Raw genomic sequence first — 15226 nt, forward strand, 5'->3', positions numbered from 1 at the left:
GCCGGCGCACACGGCATCGTCGACATGATGGGGCAAGAACGGGCTCCGGGAGGCGGAAGAGCGGCAGGGCACCCTTTGTGAACCTCTCCGCCGCGGATGGAAAGTCTTCTTCGCCATACGAGCGGCTCAGCCGGGCCGGGCGTAGCGGATCGTTTCGAAGCGGCTGTCGCGGGCGTCGAACATCAGCAAGGTGCCCCGCAGCGGCGTGCCGAGGCCGAGGATGAGCTTCAGCACCTCGTTCGCCTGCAGCGTGCCGATGATCCCCGTCACCACGCCGAGGATGCCGGTGCGGGCGCACTCGTCGACCAGTGCGTCCGGCGGCGGGTCGGGGAACAGCGAGCGGTAGGAGGGCCACAGCGTGCCGTCGGGCCGCCTCTCGTAGGGGGTCAGCGTGGTGACGTGCCCATCGAAGCCGTTGACCGCGGCGCTGACGAGGGGGATGCCGGCGCGCTCGCAGGCGTCGGCGACGGCATAGCGCGTGGCGGGATTGTCGGAGCCGTCCGCGACCACGTCGCAGCCGTCGAGGAGCGCTTCGGCCGTCGCCTCGGTAAAGCGCATGTCGCGCGGTTCCAGCCGCACGTGCGGATTGAGGCGGGCGACGGCGTCGGCGGCGCTCGCCACCTTCTTGCGGCCGACGTCGGCGGTGGCGTGGAGCACCTGGCGCTGCAGGTTCGAGAGGGCGACGATGTCGTCGTCCACGACGCGGAGCGTGCCCACCCCGGCGGCGGCGAGATATTGGATCACCGGCGAACCGAGCCCGCCCGCCCCCACCACCAGCACGCGGGCGGCGCCGAGCTTGCCCTGACCCGGCCCCCCCACCTCGGCGAGGACGATGTGGCGAGCGTAGCGCTCGAGCTCCTCGCGGTTCATCGGCCGGTGGAGCCGAAGCCACCTGCGCCGCGGGTGGTCTCGTCCAGCGACGCCACGGCGACGGGCGCGACGCGCGTCACCGGCGCCACCACCATCTGCGCGATGCGCTCGCCGCGGGCGACGGTGAACGGGATGTCGGACAGGTTGACGAGGACGACCTTCACCTCGCCCCGATAGTCGCAGTCGATGGTGCCGGGGGCGTTGAGCACCGTCACCCCGTGCTTGGCGGCGAGGCCGGAGCGCGGGCGCACCTGCGCCTCGTAGCCCGCCGGCAGCGCCATCGTGAGGCCGGTCGGAATCATCGCCCGGCCGAGCGGCGGGATGGTGACCGGCGCGTCGTCGGGCAGCGCCGCGGCAAGGTCGAGCCCGGCGGCGCCGTCGCTGGCGTAGCGGGGCAGGCCGTCGGCGTGCGGCAGGAGCGTGAAGGGAACCTCGATCATGGCCGTGGTGTAGCACGGGCCTTAGGCTTTGCCACGCCGCGGCGCGCGCCGGTCACACCGGCACGGCGTTGATCGTGGCGTAGCGCTCCACGCAGGTGGCGAGCACCTCGTCGGCCGGCTTCAGCCACCAGTTCTCGGCCGAGAAGATCTCCACCTCCTGGTGGCCGGTGAAGCCCGCCGCCTCCACCATGGCGCGGATGCCGGCGAGGTCGATCACGCCGTCGCCCATCATGCCGCGGTCGAGCAGGAGGTCGGTGGTGGGCACGAGCCAATCGCAGATGTGGTGGGCGAGGATGCGCTCGCCGGCCCGGGCGATCTGCCGGGCGAGATCGGGATCCCACCACACGTGATAGACATCGACCGCGACGCCGACGCCCTCGCCCACCGCGTCGCAGATGTCGAGGGCATGGGCGAGGGTGTTCACGCAGGCGCGGTCGGCGGCGTACATCGGGTGCAGCGGCTCGATGGCGAGCGGCATCCGCGCCGCGCGGGCGTGCTCGGCGAGGGCGGCGATGCCCTCCTCCACCATCGCTCGCGCGCCGGCGATGTCCTTGGAGCCCGCCGGCAGCCCGCCCACCACCAGAACGAGACAGTCGGCGCCGAGGGCGGCGGCCTCGTCGACGGCGCGGCGGTTGTCGTCGAGCGCGGCGGCGCGGCCGGCGGCGTCGGCGGCCGGGAACATGCCGCCGCGGCAGAGGCCCGTCACCGTGAGGGCGTTGTCCTTCACGAGGCGCACGGCCTCCGGGAGACCGATCGCCGCCACCTGATCGCGCCACGGGGCGATGGCGGTGATGCCGTGCCTCAAGCACGCGTCGACCGCCTGACGCATGTCGCACTGCTTGCGGATGGTGGCGAGGTTGATCGACAGACCGTCGGCCATCGCGCGGCTCCTTGTGATCGGCGTCGTTGTCGACGTCGGGGTTGTCAGCGTCGGTCGGAGGCGGACCGGCCGGGCTCAGGCGAGCCCGCGCACCGCGAGCACCGCCGCCATGCGGTGGGCCGCCTCCTCCGGGTCGCGCAGCACGCGCGCCTTGTCGGCGAGGCGGAAGAGCTCGGCGAGGTGCAGCGTGGAGCGCGCGCTTTCCTGCCCGCCGACCATCGTGAAGTGGTCCTGCAGCCCGTTGAGGTAGGCGAGGAACACGACCCCGGTCTTATAGAAGCGCGTCGGCGCCGCGAAGATGTGGCGCGACAGCGGCACGGTGGGGGCGAGGATGTCGAAGAAGCGGTTGTCCGACCCTTCGGCGAGCGCCGCGAGCCCCGCCGAGGCGGCCGGCGCGATGGCGTCGAAAATGCCGAGGAGAGCGTCCGAGTAGCCTTCCTCGTCGCCGGCGATCAGCTCGGCGTAGTTGAAGTCGTCGCCGGTATACATGCGCACGTTGGCCGGAAGCCGGCGGCGCATCGCCACCTCCTTCTCCTTGGAGAGCAGCGAGACCTTGATGCCGTCGATCTTGTCGGCATGGGCGGACAGGACGTCGAGGCACGTCTCCATCGCCAGCGTGTGGTCGTCGGAGCCCCAATAGCCGGCGAGCGCCGGGTCGAACATCTCGCCGAGCCAGTGGATGATCACCGGCGCCTTCACCTGGGACAGGATGCGCTCGTAGACGGTGACGTAGTCGCCGGGCCCGCGGGCGGCCTTGGCGAGCGCGCGGCTCGCCATCAGGATGATCTCGCCACCCTCCCCTTCCACGAAGGCGACCTGCTCCTCGTAGGCGCGGATCACGTCGTCGATGGTGACGTCGGGTCCGGGCTCCAGATGATCGGTGCCCGCCCCGCAGGCGATGCGCGGGTGATGCGGCGCGCGCGCCCGCGCCGCCGCCAGCGAGCGGCGGATCAGCTCCTGCGCCTCGGGCCAGGCGAGGCCCATGCCGCGCTGCGCCGTGTCCATCGCCTCGGCGACGCCGAGCCCGAGGTCCCACAGATATTCGCGAAAAGCGATGGTCCGCTCCCAGTCGATCGCCGGGGTGAGCCACGGGTCGTTGTCGGCGAGCGGATCGGCGACGACGTGCGCCGCCGCGAAGGCGACGCGGTTGAAATGGTGGTGGCCGCCGTTCATCAGCGCGGCGAAGTCGAGCGGCGCGCCCGTGGTGTAGGGCTCGAGCCGCCGGTCGACGGTGGGCAGCGCGATCGTCGCCATCAGCCTTCGAGCTCCGGCACGTCGAGCCAGCGGCGCTCCTTCCAGCTCTGCAGTCCGAGCTTGGCGAGCTGCACGCCCTTCACCCCCTCCATCAGGTCGTACTTCCAGGGCGCATCCTCCACGACGTGGCGGATGAACTCCTCCCACTGCACGCGGAAGCCGTTGGGATAGGGCTCGTTGTCGGGCACCTCGGCCCAGGTGTCGAAGAAGTCGATGGTCTGCGGAATGTCGGGGTTCCACACCGGCTTCGGCGTATTGACCCGCGCCTGGCTCCAGCACTTGGTGAGGCCGGCGACCGCCGAGCCGTGCGTGCCGTCCACCTGGAAGGTCACGAGATCGTCGCGCCGCACGCGCACCGCCCAGGACGAGTTGATGTGGGCGATCACCCCGCCCGCGAGCTCGAAGGTCGCGTAGGCGGCGTCGTCGGCGTCGGCCTCGTAGGGCTCGCCGTTCTCGTCCCAGCGGGTCGGGATGTGGGTGGCGCCGAGGCAGGAGACCGCCTTCACCTCGCCGAACAGGTTGTCGAGCACGTAGCGCCAGTGGCACAGCATATCGAGGATGATGCCGCCGCCGTCCTTCTCCCGATAGTTCCAGGAGGGGCGCTGGGCGGGCATCCAGTCGCCCTCGAACACCCAGTAGCCGAACTCGCCCCGCACCGAGAGGATGCGGCCGAAGAAGCCCGCATCGATGAGCCGGCGCAGCTTCCTGAGGCCCGGCAGGAACAACTTGTCCTGCACCACGCCGTTCTTGACGCCCTTCTCGCGGGCGAGGCGGGCGACCGACAGCGCGTCGTCGATGTCGTCGGCGATGGGCTTCTCGCAATAGACGTGCTTGCCGGCCTCGATGGCTTTGCGCAGGAGGTCGCAGCGCATCAGCGTGGTGCCGGCGTCGAAGAAGACGGTGTCGTCGGCGTTGGCGAGGGCGCCGTCGAGATCCGACGTCCAGCGCTCGATGCCGTGCTCGGCGGCGAGGCGGGCGACCTTTTCCGCATTGCGGCCGACGAGGATCGGGTCCGGCATCACGCGGGTGCCGTCGGACAGGGGCACGCCGCCCTCGGCGCGAATCGCCGCGATGGAGCGGATGAGATGCTGGTTCATGCCCATGCGCCCGGTGACGCCGTGCATGATTATGCCGAGTCGCTTGGGCTGAAGCGCACCCTCGGTAGCGCCCGCAACGCGTGTCTGCTCGGTCATCGGCCCCATCCTTCCCTGCGACCGGCCGCTTGTCTTCGCGACCTATAAGTAACCAATTGGTTACGACTACAGCCGCAAGCCGGGTGGTGTCAAGCGGGAAAGCCGTTCGGTGCTGGCGCGCCTCGTCCGCCCCCGATAGGATCGGACGTCGTCCGGGCGGCCTCCTCCCGCGCCGTGCGGCCGGGCGGACAGGCAAAGCGGGCGGCGATGGATCACGACATTTCGGAAGCTTCCAGCGGGCGCACCGTCGAGCAGCGGGCGGTCGACGTCGTCATCCGGCTCGGCGTGCTGGCGGTGCTGATCTACCTCGCGGTGTCGCTGATCCACCCGTTCCTCAGCATCCTCGTCTGGTCGGCGATCCTCACCGTCACCCTCTATCCGATCTATCGCTGGGGGAAGCGGATGCTGTTCGGCAGCGGAGCGCTGTCCGCCCTGGTCGTGACGCTCGTGAGCCTCGCTCTGGTGTTCGGGCCTCTCGCCATGCTGTGCGCGAGCTTCGTCCAGTCGCTCGAGGCGCTGGCGGCGGCGATCCACGGCAACACCCTCACGCTGCCGAAGCTGCCCGCCGGCATCGCCGGCATCCCCGTCATCGGCGACGACATCGTCCACTTCTGGGACCTCGCCTCGTCCGATCTCAGCGGGTTCATGCGCGAATATGGCCAGATGCTGGTGGTGCCCGGCGAGTGGATGCTCGGTATCATCGCCTCGCTCGCGGGGGTGATCGCCGTCGTCGCCCTCGCGGTGGTGATCTCCGCCTTCCTCTACGCCCCCGGACCGCGCCTCGTGGAGGGAACGCGCTCGCTCATCCTGCCCGTCGCCGGGTCGAACGGGATCCATTTTCTCGACCTCGCGGGTGCCACCATCCGCAACGTGGCGCGCGGCGTGGTGGGCGTGTCCGTGCTCGAGGCGCTGGTGATCGGGGTCGTCTTCCTCGCCGCCGAGGTGCCGCATGTCGGCATCCTCACCCTCGCGGCGCTGGTGGTCTCGGTGGCGCAGATCGGCAGCGGCGTCGTCGTCGTGCCGGTGGCGATCTGGGCGTGGTTCGCGCTCGACCCGCTGACCGCCGCCTTCCTCTCGGTGGCCGCCCTGCCGATCTTCATGATCCAGCCGGTGCTGCGGCCGATCATCATGGGGCAGCGCTCCGAAACCCCGGTGCTCGTGATCTTCCTCGGCCTGTTCGGCGGCGTGATCGCCTACGGCCTGCCCGGGCTCTTCATCGGCCCGGTGGTGCTCGCCGTGCTGTTCGACCTCGTCCACGAGTGGATCCGCGCACGCAGCGCGGCCGACGCGGAGGCGCCGCCCGTCCCGGTCAGGGCCGCAGATAGCCCATGATCACGTCGGCGGAGTGCTCGCGCCGCGCCGCGAGGGCGGCGCTGTCGCCGAGGTCGCGGCCGAAGATCGTCGACAGCGTGTGCTGGTTGGACAGGTAGAAGAAACCGAGTGCGGCGATAGAAATGTAGAGCTGCACCGCGTCGACGTCGCGGCGGAAGGTGCCGGCCTCGGCGCCGCGCGCCAACAGGGCGGCGAGCGTGTCGATCAGCGGCGAGTGCATCTCGCGGATCTTGTCGGAGGTCTTGAGATGGACCGCCTTGTGCATGTTCTCGTTGTTGAGAAGGCTCAGGAACTCGGGGTTCTCGACGTAGTAGTCCCAGGTGAAGAGCACCAGCCGGCGCACCCCCTCGGACGGGTCGAGATGGTCGAGCTCCAGTTCCCGTTCGGCGGAGCGGATGCGGGCATAGGCGTTCTCGAGGACGGCGAGGAAGAGCCCCTCCTTGTTGCCGTAGTAGTGATAGAGCATCCGCTTGTTGATGCCGGCGCGGGCGGCCACCTCGTTGACGCTCGCCCCGCCGAAGCCGTGCGCGGTGAACTCGACCGTCGCGGCGTCGAGAATCGCGGCGCGGCTCCTCCCGGCATCGCGCGTCGCGGGGCGGGCCTTGGGTCGCCCCGCCGGCTTTGCGGCCTGTGCGTCCACGTCGCGTCCTTCCATCGTGCCGATACGCAGCGCCCCGCTGTCGGCGCCCGGTGGGGGCCGGCACTGGCGTCCCACCGCGTGCAGCGTAAAGTCATGCAGGGGCGGTGACAATTCGGGGCGCGAGCCTCCTCCCCACCCCGAGAGATCCGAGGACGCCGATGTTCGACCATCCTTCCTTCGACAACCACGAGCGCGTGGTGTTCGCGACCCATCCAGCGAGCGGGCTCAACGCCATCGTCGCCATCCACGACACCACGCGCGGTCCCGCCCTCGGCGGCTGCCGCGTCTGGCCCTACGAGAGCGACGCCGCCGCCGTCACCGACGCGCTGCGCCTGTCGCGGGGGATGACCTACAAGTCCGCGATGGCGGAGCTGCCGCTCGGCGGCGGCAAGACCGTCGTCGTGGTGCCGCGCCGGGGCGCCGCCTCGCGCGAGCTCTTCCGCGCCCTGGGCCGCGTGGTCGAGGAGCTGTCGGGCACCTACGTGGTCGCCGAGGACGTCGGCTCCTCGCCGGCCGACATGAGCGAGGTGCGGATCGAGACGCGGCACGTCACCGGGCTCGACACCGCCGCCGGCGGCACCGGCGACCCCTCCCCCAACACCGCCTACGGCGTGTTCATGGGGGTGAGGGCGACGGCGAAGACCGCCTTCGGCAGCGACCTCTCCGGCGTGCACGTCGCCGTTCAGGGCCTCGGCAATGTCGGCTTCAACCTTGCCCGCCACCTCCACGCTGCGGGCGCGCGGCTGACCGTCGCCGACATCTCCGAGGAGCGGGTCGCCGCCGCCTGCGAGGCGTTCGAAGCGCGCGCCGTGGCGCCGGACGAGATCGCCGGCCTGTCGGCCGACATCTTCTCGCCCAACGCGCTGGGAGCCGGGCTCAACGCCGACACGATCCCGCGCCTCAAGGTGGCGGCGGTCGCCGGCGGCGCCAACAATCAGCTCGCCACCACCGAGGACGGCCTCGCCCTTCACCGCCGTGGCATCCTCTATGCACCCGACTACGTCATCAACGCGGGTGGTGTCATCCAGATGTGCGGCGAGTATTACGGGTGGATCGTCGACGAGGTGGAGCAGCGCGTGGAGGCGATCGGGCCGCGGCTCGAAACCGTCTTCGCGGAGGCGATGGGAAGCGATACGCCTCCGGGCGTGATCGCCGATCGCATGGCGGAGGCCCGCTTCCGCCACGACTGACAGGCGGCGCAACGATGGCCCCGGCGCGGACCGGACGACAAAGAGGCGAGGCTTGAGCGTAGTGGACGAGGGCACCCTCCCGGCGGACGGGGTGAGGATCGCGGACGACATCACCCCCACGCCCGACGACGACGGACCGGACGCGTCGACGCGCCGTCCGCGCGAGACCCCTTTCCACATCACCCGCAACGTGCCCGAGGGCGCGCCCGGGGTGATGGCGGGCGACCGGCCGCTCACCCTCGTCGTCCTCGGCAACGCCCGCGGCGGCACCACCATGACGGCGGGCGTCGCCCAGTTCTTCGGCGTCGAGTTCGGCAACCGCGTCGACGATCGGGCGGAGGACGTCGAGATCAACGCCGTGGTCCACGGCATGCGGCGCGGGCTCGCGGTGTGGCGCCTGCCGGCGGCGCGACGCGCGTTCTCCCGCATCCTCGCCGAGCGGCGGGCGCGGTGGCGCCAGTTCGGCTTCAAGTGCCCGAGCATCGCCCCGGTCCTCGGCACCCTCGCCCCCCGCATCCCGGACGCGGCCTACGTGCTCGTGATCCGCAACCCGCTCACCACCGCCTTCAGCGCCGAGCGCTATCGCGGCACGGGTTGGCTGCGGTCCTTCTTCTTCGCCTCGGCGGTGCAGGCCCTCTACATGCGCTTCGTGGCGCGGACCGATCGGCCGGTGTTCGTCTTCTCCTACGAAGGCGCGCTCCAGAAGCCCGAGGCGTTCATCGACGCCTTCGAGGCCTTCCTCGGAGTGGAGACGCCGCGCGACATCCGCCGCCAGATCTTCGCCTACGTGGATCCCGCCGCCGGTTACCGCGCGACCCGCCGCTATCGCGGCTCGATCGACAAGATCACCAGTCGGCGCATGCACGGCTGGGCGGCCGACCTCGTCGAACCCCAGCGGCCGCTCACCATCGAGATCCGCATCGGCGACATCGTGCTCGCGACGGTGAAGGCGGACGACGAGCGGCCTGACGTCGCCGCCGCCGGCCACCACCCCACCGGCGCCTGCGGCTTCAACGTGACGTTCGAGTGGGAACTCTCCGAGCGGGACATGGCGGCGGTGCGCCTCCACGTCCCCGAAGCCAAGCGCGACGTCGCCCTATGGTCGGAAGAGGGCGTCGGGTAGCCGCGCGTCCGGATGACTTGGGCGTTCGTTCGGGCACCCCCAGTGCCGTCTCGGCCGGCGTATTGACGGACGAGGAAGGCGCCGCGACGGTCCGCCCCAGCGATCGGCACCTCGACACCTCCCGTCGATAGCGCCCGACCGACCCTCACCCGATGGATCGCTTCGTTCGACAGCCCGAAGTGGAAGTGGCTCGGTCTGTCCGCCCGTCGGCGCCGCTCGCCGCGAGGCCCTCATTCAGGACGTCGACGCTGGTGGCTGGTCAGGCTCTTGAGGCCGTAGGCCGCGCCCCGATTCCCGCGGAGTCACGGGCGGTGAAGCGATTGACATCGAACAAGGTCTCGAGCGCGTCGCGACTGTCGATCAGCCTATAGTCGAGGTCGGCGACTTCGGTGAGATTCGAGGGGGTCCGATCGACCGACACGATCCGGCCGCGCCGCCGGGAGACGCGGGCCGCGGTCGGGACGCGCCGGCAGGGAGCGCGATAAGGCCCGTTCTCTCCGCGATGTCGCTGGATTCCGCCAACGTCATCCGGACACCAGGCGGAAGAGAGCGACGTCGTTCGCCTCGGCGTCGAATTTCGGCAGAACACCTGCGCCCGCAGGCCTTGCAAGAGCGGCTCGCGCACCGCGGATGGGGTTGGGCGCCCATCGTCCTGCGCTCGCGCGTGACGTTGCCGCCAAAGCCCGCCGCCACGCATTGGCCGGACCCCGGGTCGCAGTGCGCACCAGGGGTCCCCTCGAAGAGCAGGCCTTTGAGCTGCGACCCCGGCTCAGAGGCGGCGGGCGAGCACCAGGCGCTCCTCGGTCTCGTAGCCGAGGGCGCGGTAGAAGGCGGCGACGGCGGCGTTCTCGGGCCGCACCATCAGGTTGAGCTTCGGCACGCCGCGGGCCGCGAGCCAGCTCTCGGCCGCCGCCATGATGGCGCGGCCGTGCCCCTTGCGGCCGTGCGCGGGATCGACGGCGACGTAGTAGACGGCGCCACGGTGGCCGTCGTGCCCCACCATCACCGAGGCGGCGACGGTCCCCGCGACGCGGCCGATCAGCACCGTGGAGGCGGGTCCCGCCGCGGCGAAGCGAATGTCGGCGGTCGGATCGTTCCAGGGGCGGGTGAGGCCGCACCTCTCCCAAAGGGCGGCGAGCGCCGCGACGGTGGCCTCGTCCGGCACCGCGGCGATCTCGGCGATCTCCATCAGTCCTGCCCGAAGGCGGCGGTGCGCAGCTCCGACACGGCGTTGGCGTGGGCGTCGAAGCCCTCGTACTCGGCGAAGGTGCGGGCGAGCGGAGCGAGGCGGTCGTAGCCCGTCTTCGTGACATAGCCGATCGAGGTGAATTTCAGGAAATCGTGCACCCCGAGCGGCGAGCGGGTGAGCGCCGCCTGGTTGGTCGGCAGCACCGCGTTGGGGCCGAGGGCGAAGTTGCCGATCACCACCGGGGTGTGGGCGCCGAGCAGGATCTCGCCGGCGTTCACCAGGCGGCCGAGATAGTCGTGCGGGCTCGCGGCGTGCACCTGCAGATGCTCGGGCGCATAGTCGTTGGTGAAGGCGATGGCGTCCTCGATCGTCTCGGCGACGATGATGCCGCCGCGCGGCCCGCACAGCACGCTCTCGGAGAAGGCGACGCGCTCGGCACCCATCCGCGCCCAATAATGCGGCAGGGCGGCGACCGCCTCCTCGGCCACGCGCGGCGAGTTGGTGACGAGGAAGGCCGCCGAGTCCGGCCCGTGCTCGGCCTCGATGAGGAGGTCGAGCGCGGCGACGCGGCCGTTCGCCGTCTCGTCGGCGAAGATGATCGCCTCGGACGGGCCGGCGGGCAGGCCCGGGTCGATGCGGTCGGCGAGGAGGCGCTTCGCCGCCGCCACGAAGGGGCTGCCCGGTCCGACCACCTTGACGCAGCGCGGCACCGTTTCCGTGCCGTAGGCGACGGCGGCGATCGCCTGCGCCCCACCGGCCTTGTAGACCTCTTCGACGCCGGCGAGGCGGGCGGCGACGAGCGTCGCCGCATCCACCTTCCCGTCCGGCCCCGGCGGGGTCACGATCACCGGCTGCGGCACCCCGGCGACCACGGCCGGCACCGTCGTCATCATCACCACCGACGGGAACGACCCCTTGCCGCGCGGCACGTAGCAGGCGACGGACGGGATCGGGGTGACGCGCTCGCCGGCGAACACGCCGGGGCTCATCTCCTTCATCCACATCTCTTGCGGCATCTGCGCCTCGTGGAAGCGACGCACGTTGTCGATGCAGGTCTCGAGCGTCGCGATCATCTCCGGCGCCAGCTCGGCGAAGGCGGCGTCGAAGTCGGCCGGGGTGGCGGCGATGGCGTCGGCGGTGACGGGGGAGCGGTCGAGCTCGCGGGCGAAGCGGGCGAGCGCGGCGTCCCCCTCCTCGGCGACGGCGGCGATGATCGGCCGCACCGTCTCCATGATCGGGCCGAGATCGCTTTCGGCGCGCCGCAGGAGGCCGGCGCGCGCCTCGGCGGAGAGGTCGGCGAGGGTGTGGACGCTGACGGTCGGCATGGGCTCACTTCGTCGGTGGGAGGGATCGGGCGATCATGCCCGAGAACGGCGCCGCGGCAACAGCGGCCTCAGAGCGTGGCGAGGGTGCCGCCGTCCACGTAGACGATCTGGCCGGTGAGGTAGGCGGCGGCGTCGCTCGCCAGGAACACCGTCACCCCCACGAGATCGTCGAGCCGGCCGAAGCGGCCCATCGGGATCTTGGCGAGCATGGCCGACTGCCACGCCTCGCTCCGGTAGAAGCCCTCGGTGAGGGCGGTGCGGAAATAGCCGGGCCCGATGGCGTTGACGCGGATCCGCGGCGCCCACTCGGCCGCGAGCCCCCGCGTGATGCCGAGGATGCCCGTCTTCGACGCCGTGTAGGGCACGGCGGTGGGGACGCCGACGGCGGAGGTGAGGGAGCCGAGATTGACGATCGCCCCCGTCCGCGCTTCCGGCAGCGCCGCGGCGAAGCCCTGGGCCACGAAGAAGGCGCCCTTGAGGTTGGTGTCGACGATCTTGTCCCACGTCGCCTCGGAGAGCTGCAGCGACGGGGCCACCTCCTCGGTGCCGGCGTTGTTGACGAGGATGTCGGCCCGGAGCCCCGCCTCGGCGAGGCCGACGAAGAGAGCGTCGATGGAGCGCGTGTCGGCGACGTCGGCGGCGAAGGGGTAGCAGGACCGGCCCATGCGGCCGACCGCGTCGCCGACGGCGCCGAGGCTGTCGAGGTGGCGCGCGACGGCGACGATGTCGGCGCCGGCCTCGGCAAGGCCGACGGCGAGCGCTTCGCCGATCCCCCGGCTCGCCCCGGTGACGAGGGCGGTGCGGCCGGTGAGATCGAAGCGACCGCCGCTCATCCGCCGAAGAGGCGTCGCAGGAAGCCGCCCACGCGATCGTTGTCGTTCTGGGCGGGACGCACCCAGTCGCGCCCGTCGCGGGCGGCGGCGACCGGCGCGTTGCCGTAGCTCCGGCCGTCGGCCGGGGCGTTCCACGGGTCGTCCACCGGCGCATCCTCCACGGCGACGGGCTCGGGCATCACGTCGAGACCCGGAAGGTCCGCCGGCACCATGCCTTCGAGCACCTTGGTCATCAGCGTCTTCCAGAGCTCGGCCGGCAGCGAGCCGCCGGTGGCCTTCTTGGTCGGCGAGTTGTCGTCGTTGCCGAGCCAGACGCCGGCCGTGAAATAGGCCGTGTAGCCGACGAACCAGGCGTCCCGCCAATTCTGGCTGGTGCCGGTCTTGCCGGCGGCGGGCCAACCGTCGAGCTGGGCCCGCCGGCCGGTGCCGGAGGCGACCACCGCCGACATCATCCGGTTCATGGCGCCGACGTCCTTGAGGCTCACCACCTCGCCGAGACCGCCGCCGCGCTTTTCGTAGAGGAGCTGACCGTCGGCGGTCTTGATGCGCCGCACGACGTGGGGAACCACCCCGATGCCGCCGTTGGAGAAGGGCACGTAGGCGGTGGTGAGCTCCAGGAGCGACACTTCCGAGGTGCCGAGGGCGATCGAGGCGTTCGCGTCCATCGGCGAGCGAATGCCGAGGCGTCGGGCGACGTTCGCCACCGTCTTCGGCCCCACCTCGGCGGTGAGCTGCGCCGCGATGGTGTTGAGCGAATGGGACAGCGCATGCTTCAGCGTGACCGGCCCCTGATACTTCTTGCTGTAGTTCTCCGGCGTCCAGTTGCCGATGCGGGTGGGCTGATCGATGCGCATCGTCTCCGGCGTCAACCCGTGCTCCAGCGCGGCGAGATAGACGAAGGGCTTGAACGCCGAGCCCGGCTGGCGCAGCGCCGAAACCGCCCGGTTGTACTGGCTGTCGCCGTAGTTCTTGCCGCCGACGAGCGCCTTCACCGCGCCGGCGCCGTCGAGCACCACGACCGCCCCCTGCTCCACCCCCTTCGCCGAGCCTTCCTTGGCGAGCATGTCCTGAAGGGCGCTCTGGGCGAGGTCCTGAAGCTCCAGGTTGATGGTGGTCTCCACCACGATGTCCTGCGTCACGTCGCCGACGAAGCCGGGCAGCACCTCGTTGACCCAGTCGGCGACGTAGCCGCCGGAGGTGGCGACCTTGGGCTTGGCGAGCTTGGCCGGATGGGCGCGCGCGTATTCCTCCTCCTCGGCGGTGATGAAGCCCGCGTCGTGCATCGCCGCCAGCACCGTGGCGGCGCGCGCGTTGGAGCGCTCCAGATTGTTCGTCGGAGCGTAGTAGGAGGGCGCCTTGAGGAGGCCGGCGATGAGCGCCGCTTCCGACAGGGTCAGCTCTTCCGCGGGCTTGTCGAAATAGCGCTGGGCCGCGCCGTCGATGCCGGTGGCGCCGGCCCCGAGATAGACGCGGTTGAGATACATCTGAAGGATCTCGTCCTTCGAGTATTTCATCTCGAGCCACACGGCGAAGACCATTTCCTGGATCTTGCGTTCCAGGGTGCGCGAGGGATCGAGGAAGAGGTTCTTGGCGAGCTGCTGGGTGAGGGTGGAGCCGCCCTGCGATAGCCGGCCGGAGGTGAGGTTGGTCACGAGCGCGCGGGCGAGGCCGATCGGGTCGACGCCCGGGTGGCTGTAGAAGCGGCGGTCCTCGATCGCCATCACCGCCTGGGGCACGTAGGCGGGCAGCTCGTCGAGGGTGACGGCGCGTCCGCCGGTGTCGCCGCGATTGGCGATCAGCTCGCCGGACTCCGAAAGGATCGCCACGTTGGGCGGCCGCTTCGGCACCGCCCACTCGGCGCGCGGCGGCAGCGTGGCGGCGAAATAGGCGATGATCGCGCCCACCGCCACGATGCCGAGAAGGGTGAGCGTCACCCCCATGCGCAAGGCGAAGCGCCACAGGCTGAAGCGGCGGCGCGGCCGCCGGCCACCACCGCCGCCGCCCTTGCGGGTGTCGCCGCGACTGCGACGCTCGCTCGTGCGCGGCGGCGCCTTCTTCGGGCTCGCGCTCGCCTTGGCGGTGGATGTCTTGGTGGCGGGCTTCTTGGTGGCGGGTTTCTGGGTAGCGGGCTTCGGCGTGCCGCTGCGCTGGCGGGCGGTCGGCTCGTCCGCCGCCTCGCGGGGGCGGCGCGCCCGGGGCGCCTCGGCGGACGTGACGCTCTCGCGCGCCCGGCGCGGGGCCTCGCCCTCGCGCGGCGAGCGCGACGGGGCCGCCTCCGCGACACGGGGCTTCGCCTCGCGCGGCCGCTCGGCCGGCGCCCGCTGCCGCGTCGCCCGCGCTTCGCCGGACGACGACTTCACCTGCGGCGACGATGCGGCCGCCGGCTTGGCACGCCGGGCCTCGCCGCCGCGTCCATCCTCGCGGGGTTTGCGTTTGCCGGGCTCACCGCCGGGGCGCTCCCGTGCGCCACGCGGAAAGAGGTCGCGCGGTCCACCGCCATCGCTCACGTTGCACCAGCCCCACGTTTGAACTCGAACACCAGTCGGACCGGATGACCGGGCGCGGACGCGTCGGGGTCTCCGGAGCGTCCGCTCCACGCCGGTCGCATCGGCGGAGAGGACGTCGCTTCGGCGGCCCTTCTAGCGCTCCACCCCCAAAAAGGTAAAGCGTCCGTTGCCGAGGGAGGGGTCATGCCCGCCGTCCCGGCGACCGCCCGCTCGCCGGACGACACCGCAAGACGGTCACCGCGTCCGCGCCGTCCCGCGTGCGAAGAGCGATAGTCGAGACCGGCCGCCATGCGATCATCTCCCCCACCCGGGCGAAGTTAAGCCGCACCCAAAAACGCTCCATTGGCATCGATCAGCGGCCGCTCTACCCTTAGGCCATAGAGATGACCGGTTCGTTGCCGGTCGCCGCACGATCGGCGAAGGCGTTCATCTCACCCATCCACGACGTTG

At 71.2% G+C, this 15226-nt stretch carries 13 protein-coding genes; 3 read left to right on the forward strand and 10 right to left on the reverse strand.

Annotated elements, in window-relative coordinates; genetic code table 11:
• Nucleotides 1-126: 126 nt before the first annotated feature.
• The 5 genes from JCR33_RS14660 to JCR33_RS14680 form a co-directional block, all read right to left on the reverse strand.
• Nucleotides 127-870 (reverse strand): HesA/MoeB/ThiF family protein, encoded by a 744-nt coding sequence (locus JCR33_RS14660; RefSeq protein WP_198882837.1) that lies wholly within the window; start codon nucleotides 868-870, stop codon nucleotides 127-129.
• Nucleotides 867-1310: a dUTP diphosphatase gene (gene dut / locus JCR33_RS14665; RefSeq protein WP_198882838.1), complete on the reverse strand. Its 444-nt coding sequence runs from the start codon at nucleotides 1308-1310 to the stop codon at nucleotides 867-869. Before dut ends, JCR33_RS14660 begins: the two co-directional genes overlap by 4 nt.
• A gap of 52 nt (nucleotides 1311-1362) precedes the next feature.
• A complete protein-coding gene (locus tag JCR33_RS14670; RefSeq protein ID WP_198882839.1) occupies nucleotides 1363-2190 on the reverse strand; it encodes a sugar phosphate isomerase/epimerase family protein in 828 nt (275 codons plus the stop codon).
• A gap of 75 nt (nucleotides 2191-2265) precedes the next feature.
• Entirely contained in the window at nucleotides 2266-3444 is a 1179-nt protein-coding gene (locus JCR33_RS14675; protein WP_198882840.1) for a dihydrodipicolinate synthase family protein, read from the reverse strand.
• Complete coding sequence (locus JCR33_RS14680) at nucleotides 3444-4637, reverse strand: Gfo/Idh/MocA family protein (RefSeq protein ID WP_198882841.1); 1194 nt, start codon at nucleotides 4635-4637, stop codon at nucleotides 3444-3446. The genes JCR33_RS14675 and JCR33_RS14680 overlap by 1 nt, the downstream gene beginning before the upstream one ends.
• A 207-nt stretch (nucleotides 4638-4844) precedes the next feature.
• On the opposite strand from JCR33_RS14680, the gene JCR33_RS14685 reads away from it, so the two are divergent.
• Nucleotides 4845-5969 (forward strand): AI-2E family transporter, encoded by a 1125-nt coding sequence (locus JCR33_RS14685; RefSeq protein WP_198882842.1) that lies wholly within the window; start codon nucleotides 4845-4847, stop codon nucleotides 5967-5969.
• On the opposite strand, the gene JCR33_RS14690 is transcribed toward JCR33_RS14685, so the two are convergent.
• On the reverse strand, nucleotides 5947-6624 hold the full coding sequence (locus tag JCR33_RS14690; protein ID WP_211110314.1) for a TetR/AcrR family transcriptional regulator: 678 nt from the start codon (nucleotides 6622-6624) through the stop codon (nucleotides 5947-5949). The genes JCR33_RS14685 and JCR33_RS14690 overlap by 23 nt on opposite strands.
• A gap of 143 nt (nucleotides 6625-6767) precedes the next feature.
• Between JCR33_RS14690 and JCR33_RS14695 the strand changes: the two genes are divergently transcribed.
• Nucleotides 6768-7799, forward strand: a complete 1032-nt coding sequence (locus tag JCR33_RS14695) for a Glu/Leu/Phe/Val dehydrogenase (protein ID WP_198882844.1) — start codon at nucleotides 6768-6770, stop codon at nucleotides 7797-7799.
• Between the two features lie 52 nt (nucleotides 7800-7851).
• Nucleotides 7852-8922 carry a hypothetical protein gene (locus JCR33_RS14700; protein ID WP_198882845.1) on the forward strand — a complete coding sequence of 357 codons (1071 nt, stop codon included), beginning with the start codon at nucleotides 7852-7854 and terminating at the stop codon, nucleotides 8920-8922.
• Nucleotides 8923-9691: 769 nt separating this feature from the next.
• On the opposite strand, the gene JCR33_RS14705 is transcribed toward JCR33_RS14700, so the two are convergent.
• The 4 genes from JCR33_RS14705 to JCR33_RS14720 all read right to left on the reverse strand — a co-directional run bounded on the left by JCR33_RS14705 (nucleotide 9692) and on the right by JCR33_RS14720 (nucleotide 14629).
• On the reverse strand, nucleotides 9692-10111 hold the full coding sequence (locus JCR33_RS14705) for a GNAT family acetyltransferase (protein ID WP_198882846.1): 420 nt from the start codon (nucleotides 10109-10111) through the stop codon (nucleotides 9692-9694).
• Entirely contained in the window at nucleotides 10111-11436 is a 1326-nt protein-coding gene (hisD, locus tag JCR33_RS14710) for a histidinol dehydrogenase (RefSeq protein WP_198882847.1), read from the reverse strand. The genes JCR33_RS14705 and hisD overlap by 1 nt, the downstream gene beginning before the upstream one ends.
• 68 nt (nucleotides 11437-11504) lie before the next feature.
• The gene (locus JCR33_RS14715; protein WP_198882848.1) at nucleotides 11505-12269 is read right to left on the reverse strand and encodes an SDR family NAD(P)-dependent oxidoreductase; all 765 of its coding nucleotides are present in this window, start codon (nucleotides 12267-12269) and stop codon (nucleotides 11505-11507) included.
• On the reverse strand, nucleotides 12266-14629 hold the full coding sequence (locus JCR33_RS14720) for a transglycosylase domain-containing protein (protein ID WP_332461197.1): 2364 nt from the start codon (nucleotides 14627-14629) through the stop codon (nucleotides 12266-12268). The genes JCR33_RS14715 and JCR33_RS14720 overlap by 4 nt, the downstream gene beginning before the upstream one ends.
• Nucleotides 14630-15226: the final 597 nt, after the last annotated feature.

This window comes from Acuticoccus mangrovi, assembly GCF_016411865.1.
GTDB lineage: Bacteria > Pseudomonadota > Alphaproteobacteria > Rhizobiales > Amorphaceae > Acuticoccus > Acuticoccus mangrovi.

Bases quoted from the DNA above. Each gene is read 5' to 3' on its own strand.
- JCR33_RS14660 (WP_198882837.1), bottom strand. From the start codon at position 870: ATGAACCGCGAGGAGCTCGAGCGCTACGCTCGCCACATCGTCCTCGCC.
- dut (WP_198882838.1), bottom strand. From the start codon at position 1,310: ATGATCGAGGTTCCCTTCACGCTCCTGCCGCACGCCGACGGCCTGCCC.
- JCR33_RS14670 (WP_198882839.1), bottom strand. From the start codon at position 2,190: ATGGCCGACGGTCTGTCGATCAACCTCGCCACCATCCGCAAGCAGTGC.
- JCR33_RS14675 (WP_198882840.1), bottom strand. From the start codon at position 3,444: ATGGCGACGATCGCGCTGCCCACCGTCGACCGGCGGCTCGAGCCCTAC.
- JCR33_RS14680 (WP_198882841.1), bottom strand. From the start codon at position 4,637: ATGACCGAGCAGACACGCGTTGCGGGCGCTACCGAGGGTGCGCTTCAG.
- JCR33_RS14685 (WP_198882842.1), top strand. From the start codon at position 4,845: ATGGATCACGACATTTCGGAAGCTTCCAGCGGGCGCACCGTCGAGCAG.
- JCR33_RS14690 (WP_211110314.1), bottom strand. From the start codon at position 6,624: ATGGAAGGACGCGACGTGGACGCACAGGCCGCAAAGCCGGCGGGGCGA.
- JCR33_RS14695 (WP_198882844.1), top strand. From the start codon at position 6,768: ATGTTCGACCATCCTTCCTTCGACAACCACGAGCGCGTGGTGTTCGCG.
- JCR33_RS14705 (WP_198882846.1), bottom strand. From the start codon at position 10,111: ATGGAGATCGCCGAGATCGCCGCGGTGCCGGACGAGGCCACCGTCGCG.
- hisD (WP_198882847.1), bottom strand. From the start codon at position 11,436: ATGCCGACCGTCAGCGTCCACACCCTCGCCGACCTCTCCGCCGAGGCG.
- JCR33_RS14715 (WP_198882848.1), bottom strand. From the start codon at position 12,269: ATGAGCGGCGGTCGCTTCGATCTCACCGGCCGCACCGCCCTCGTCACC.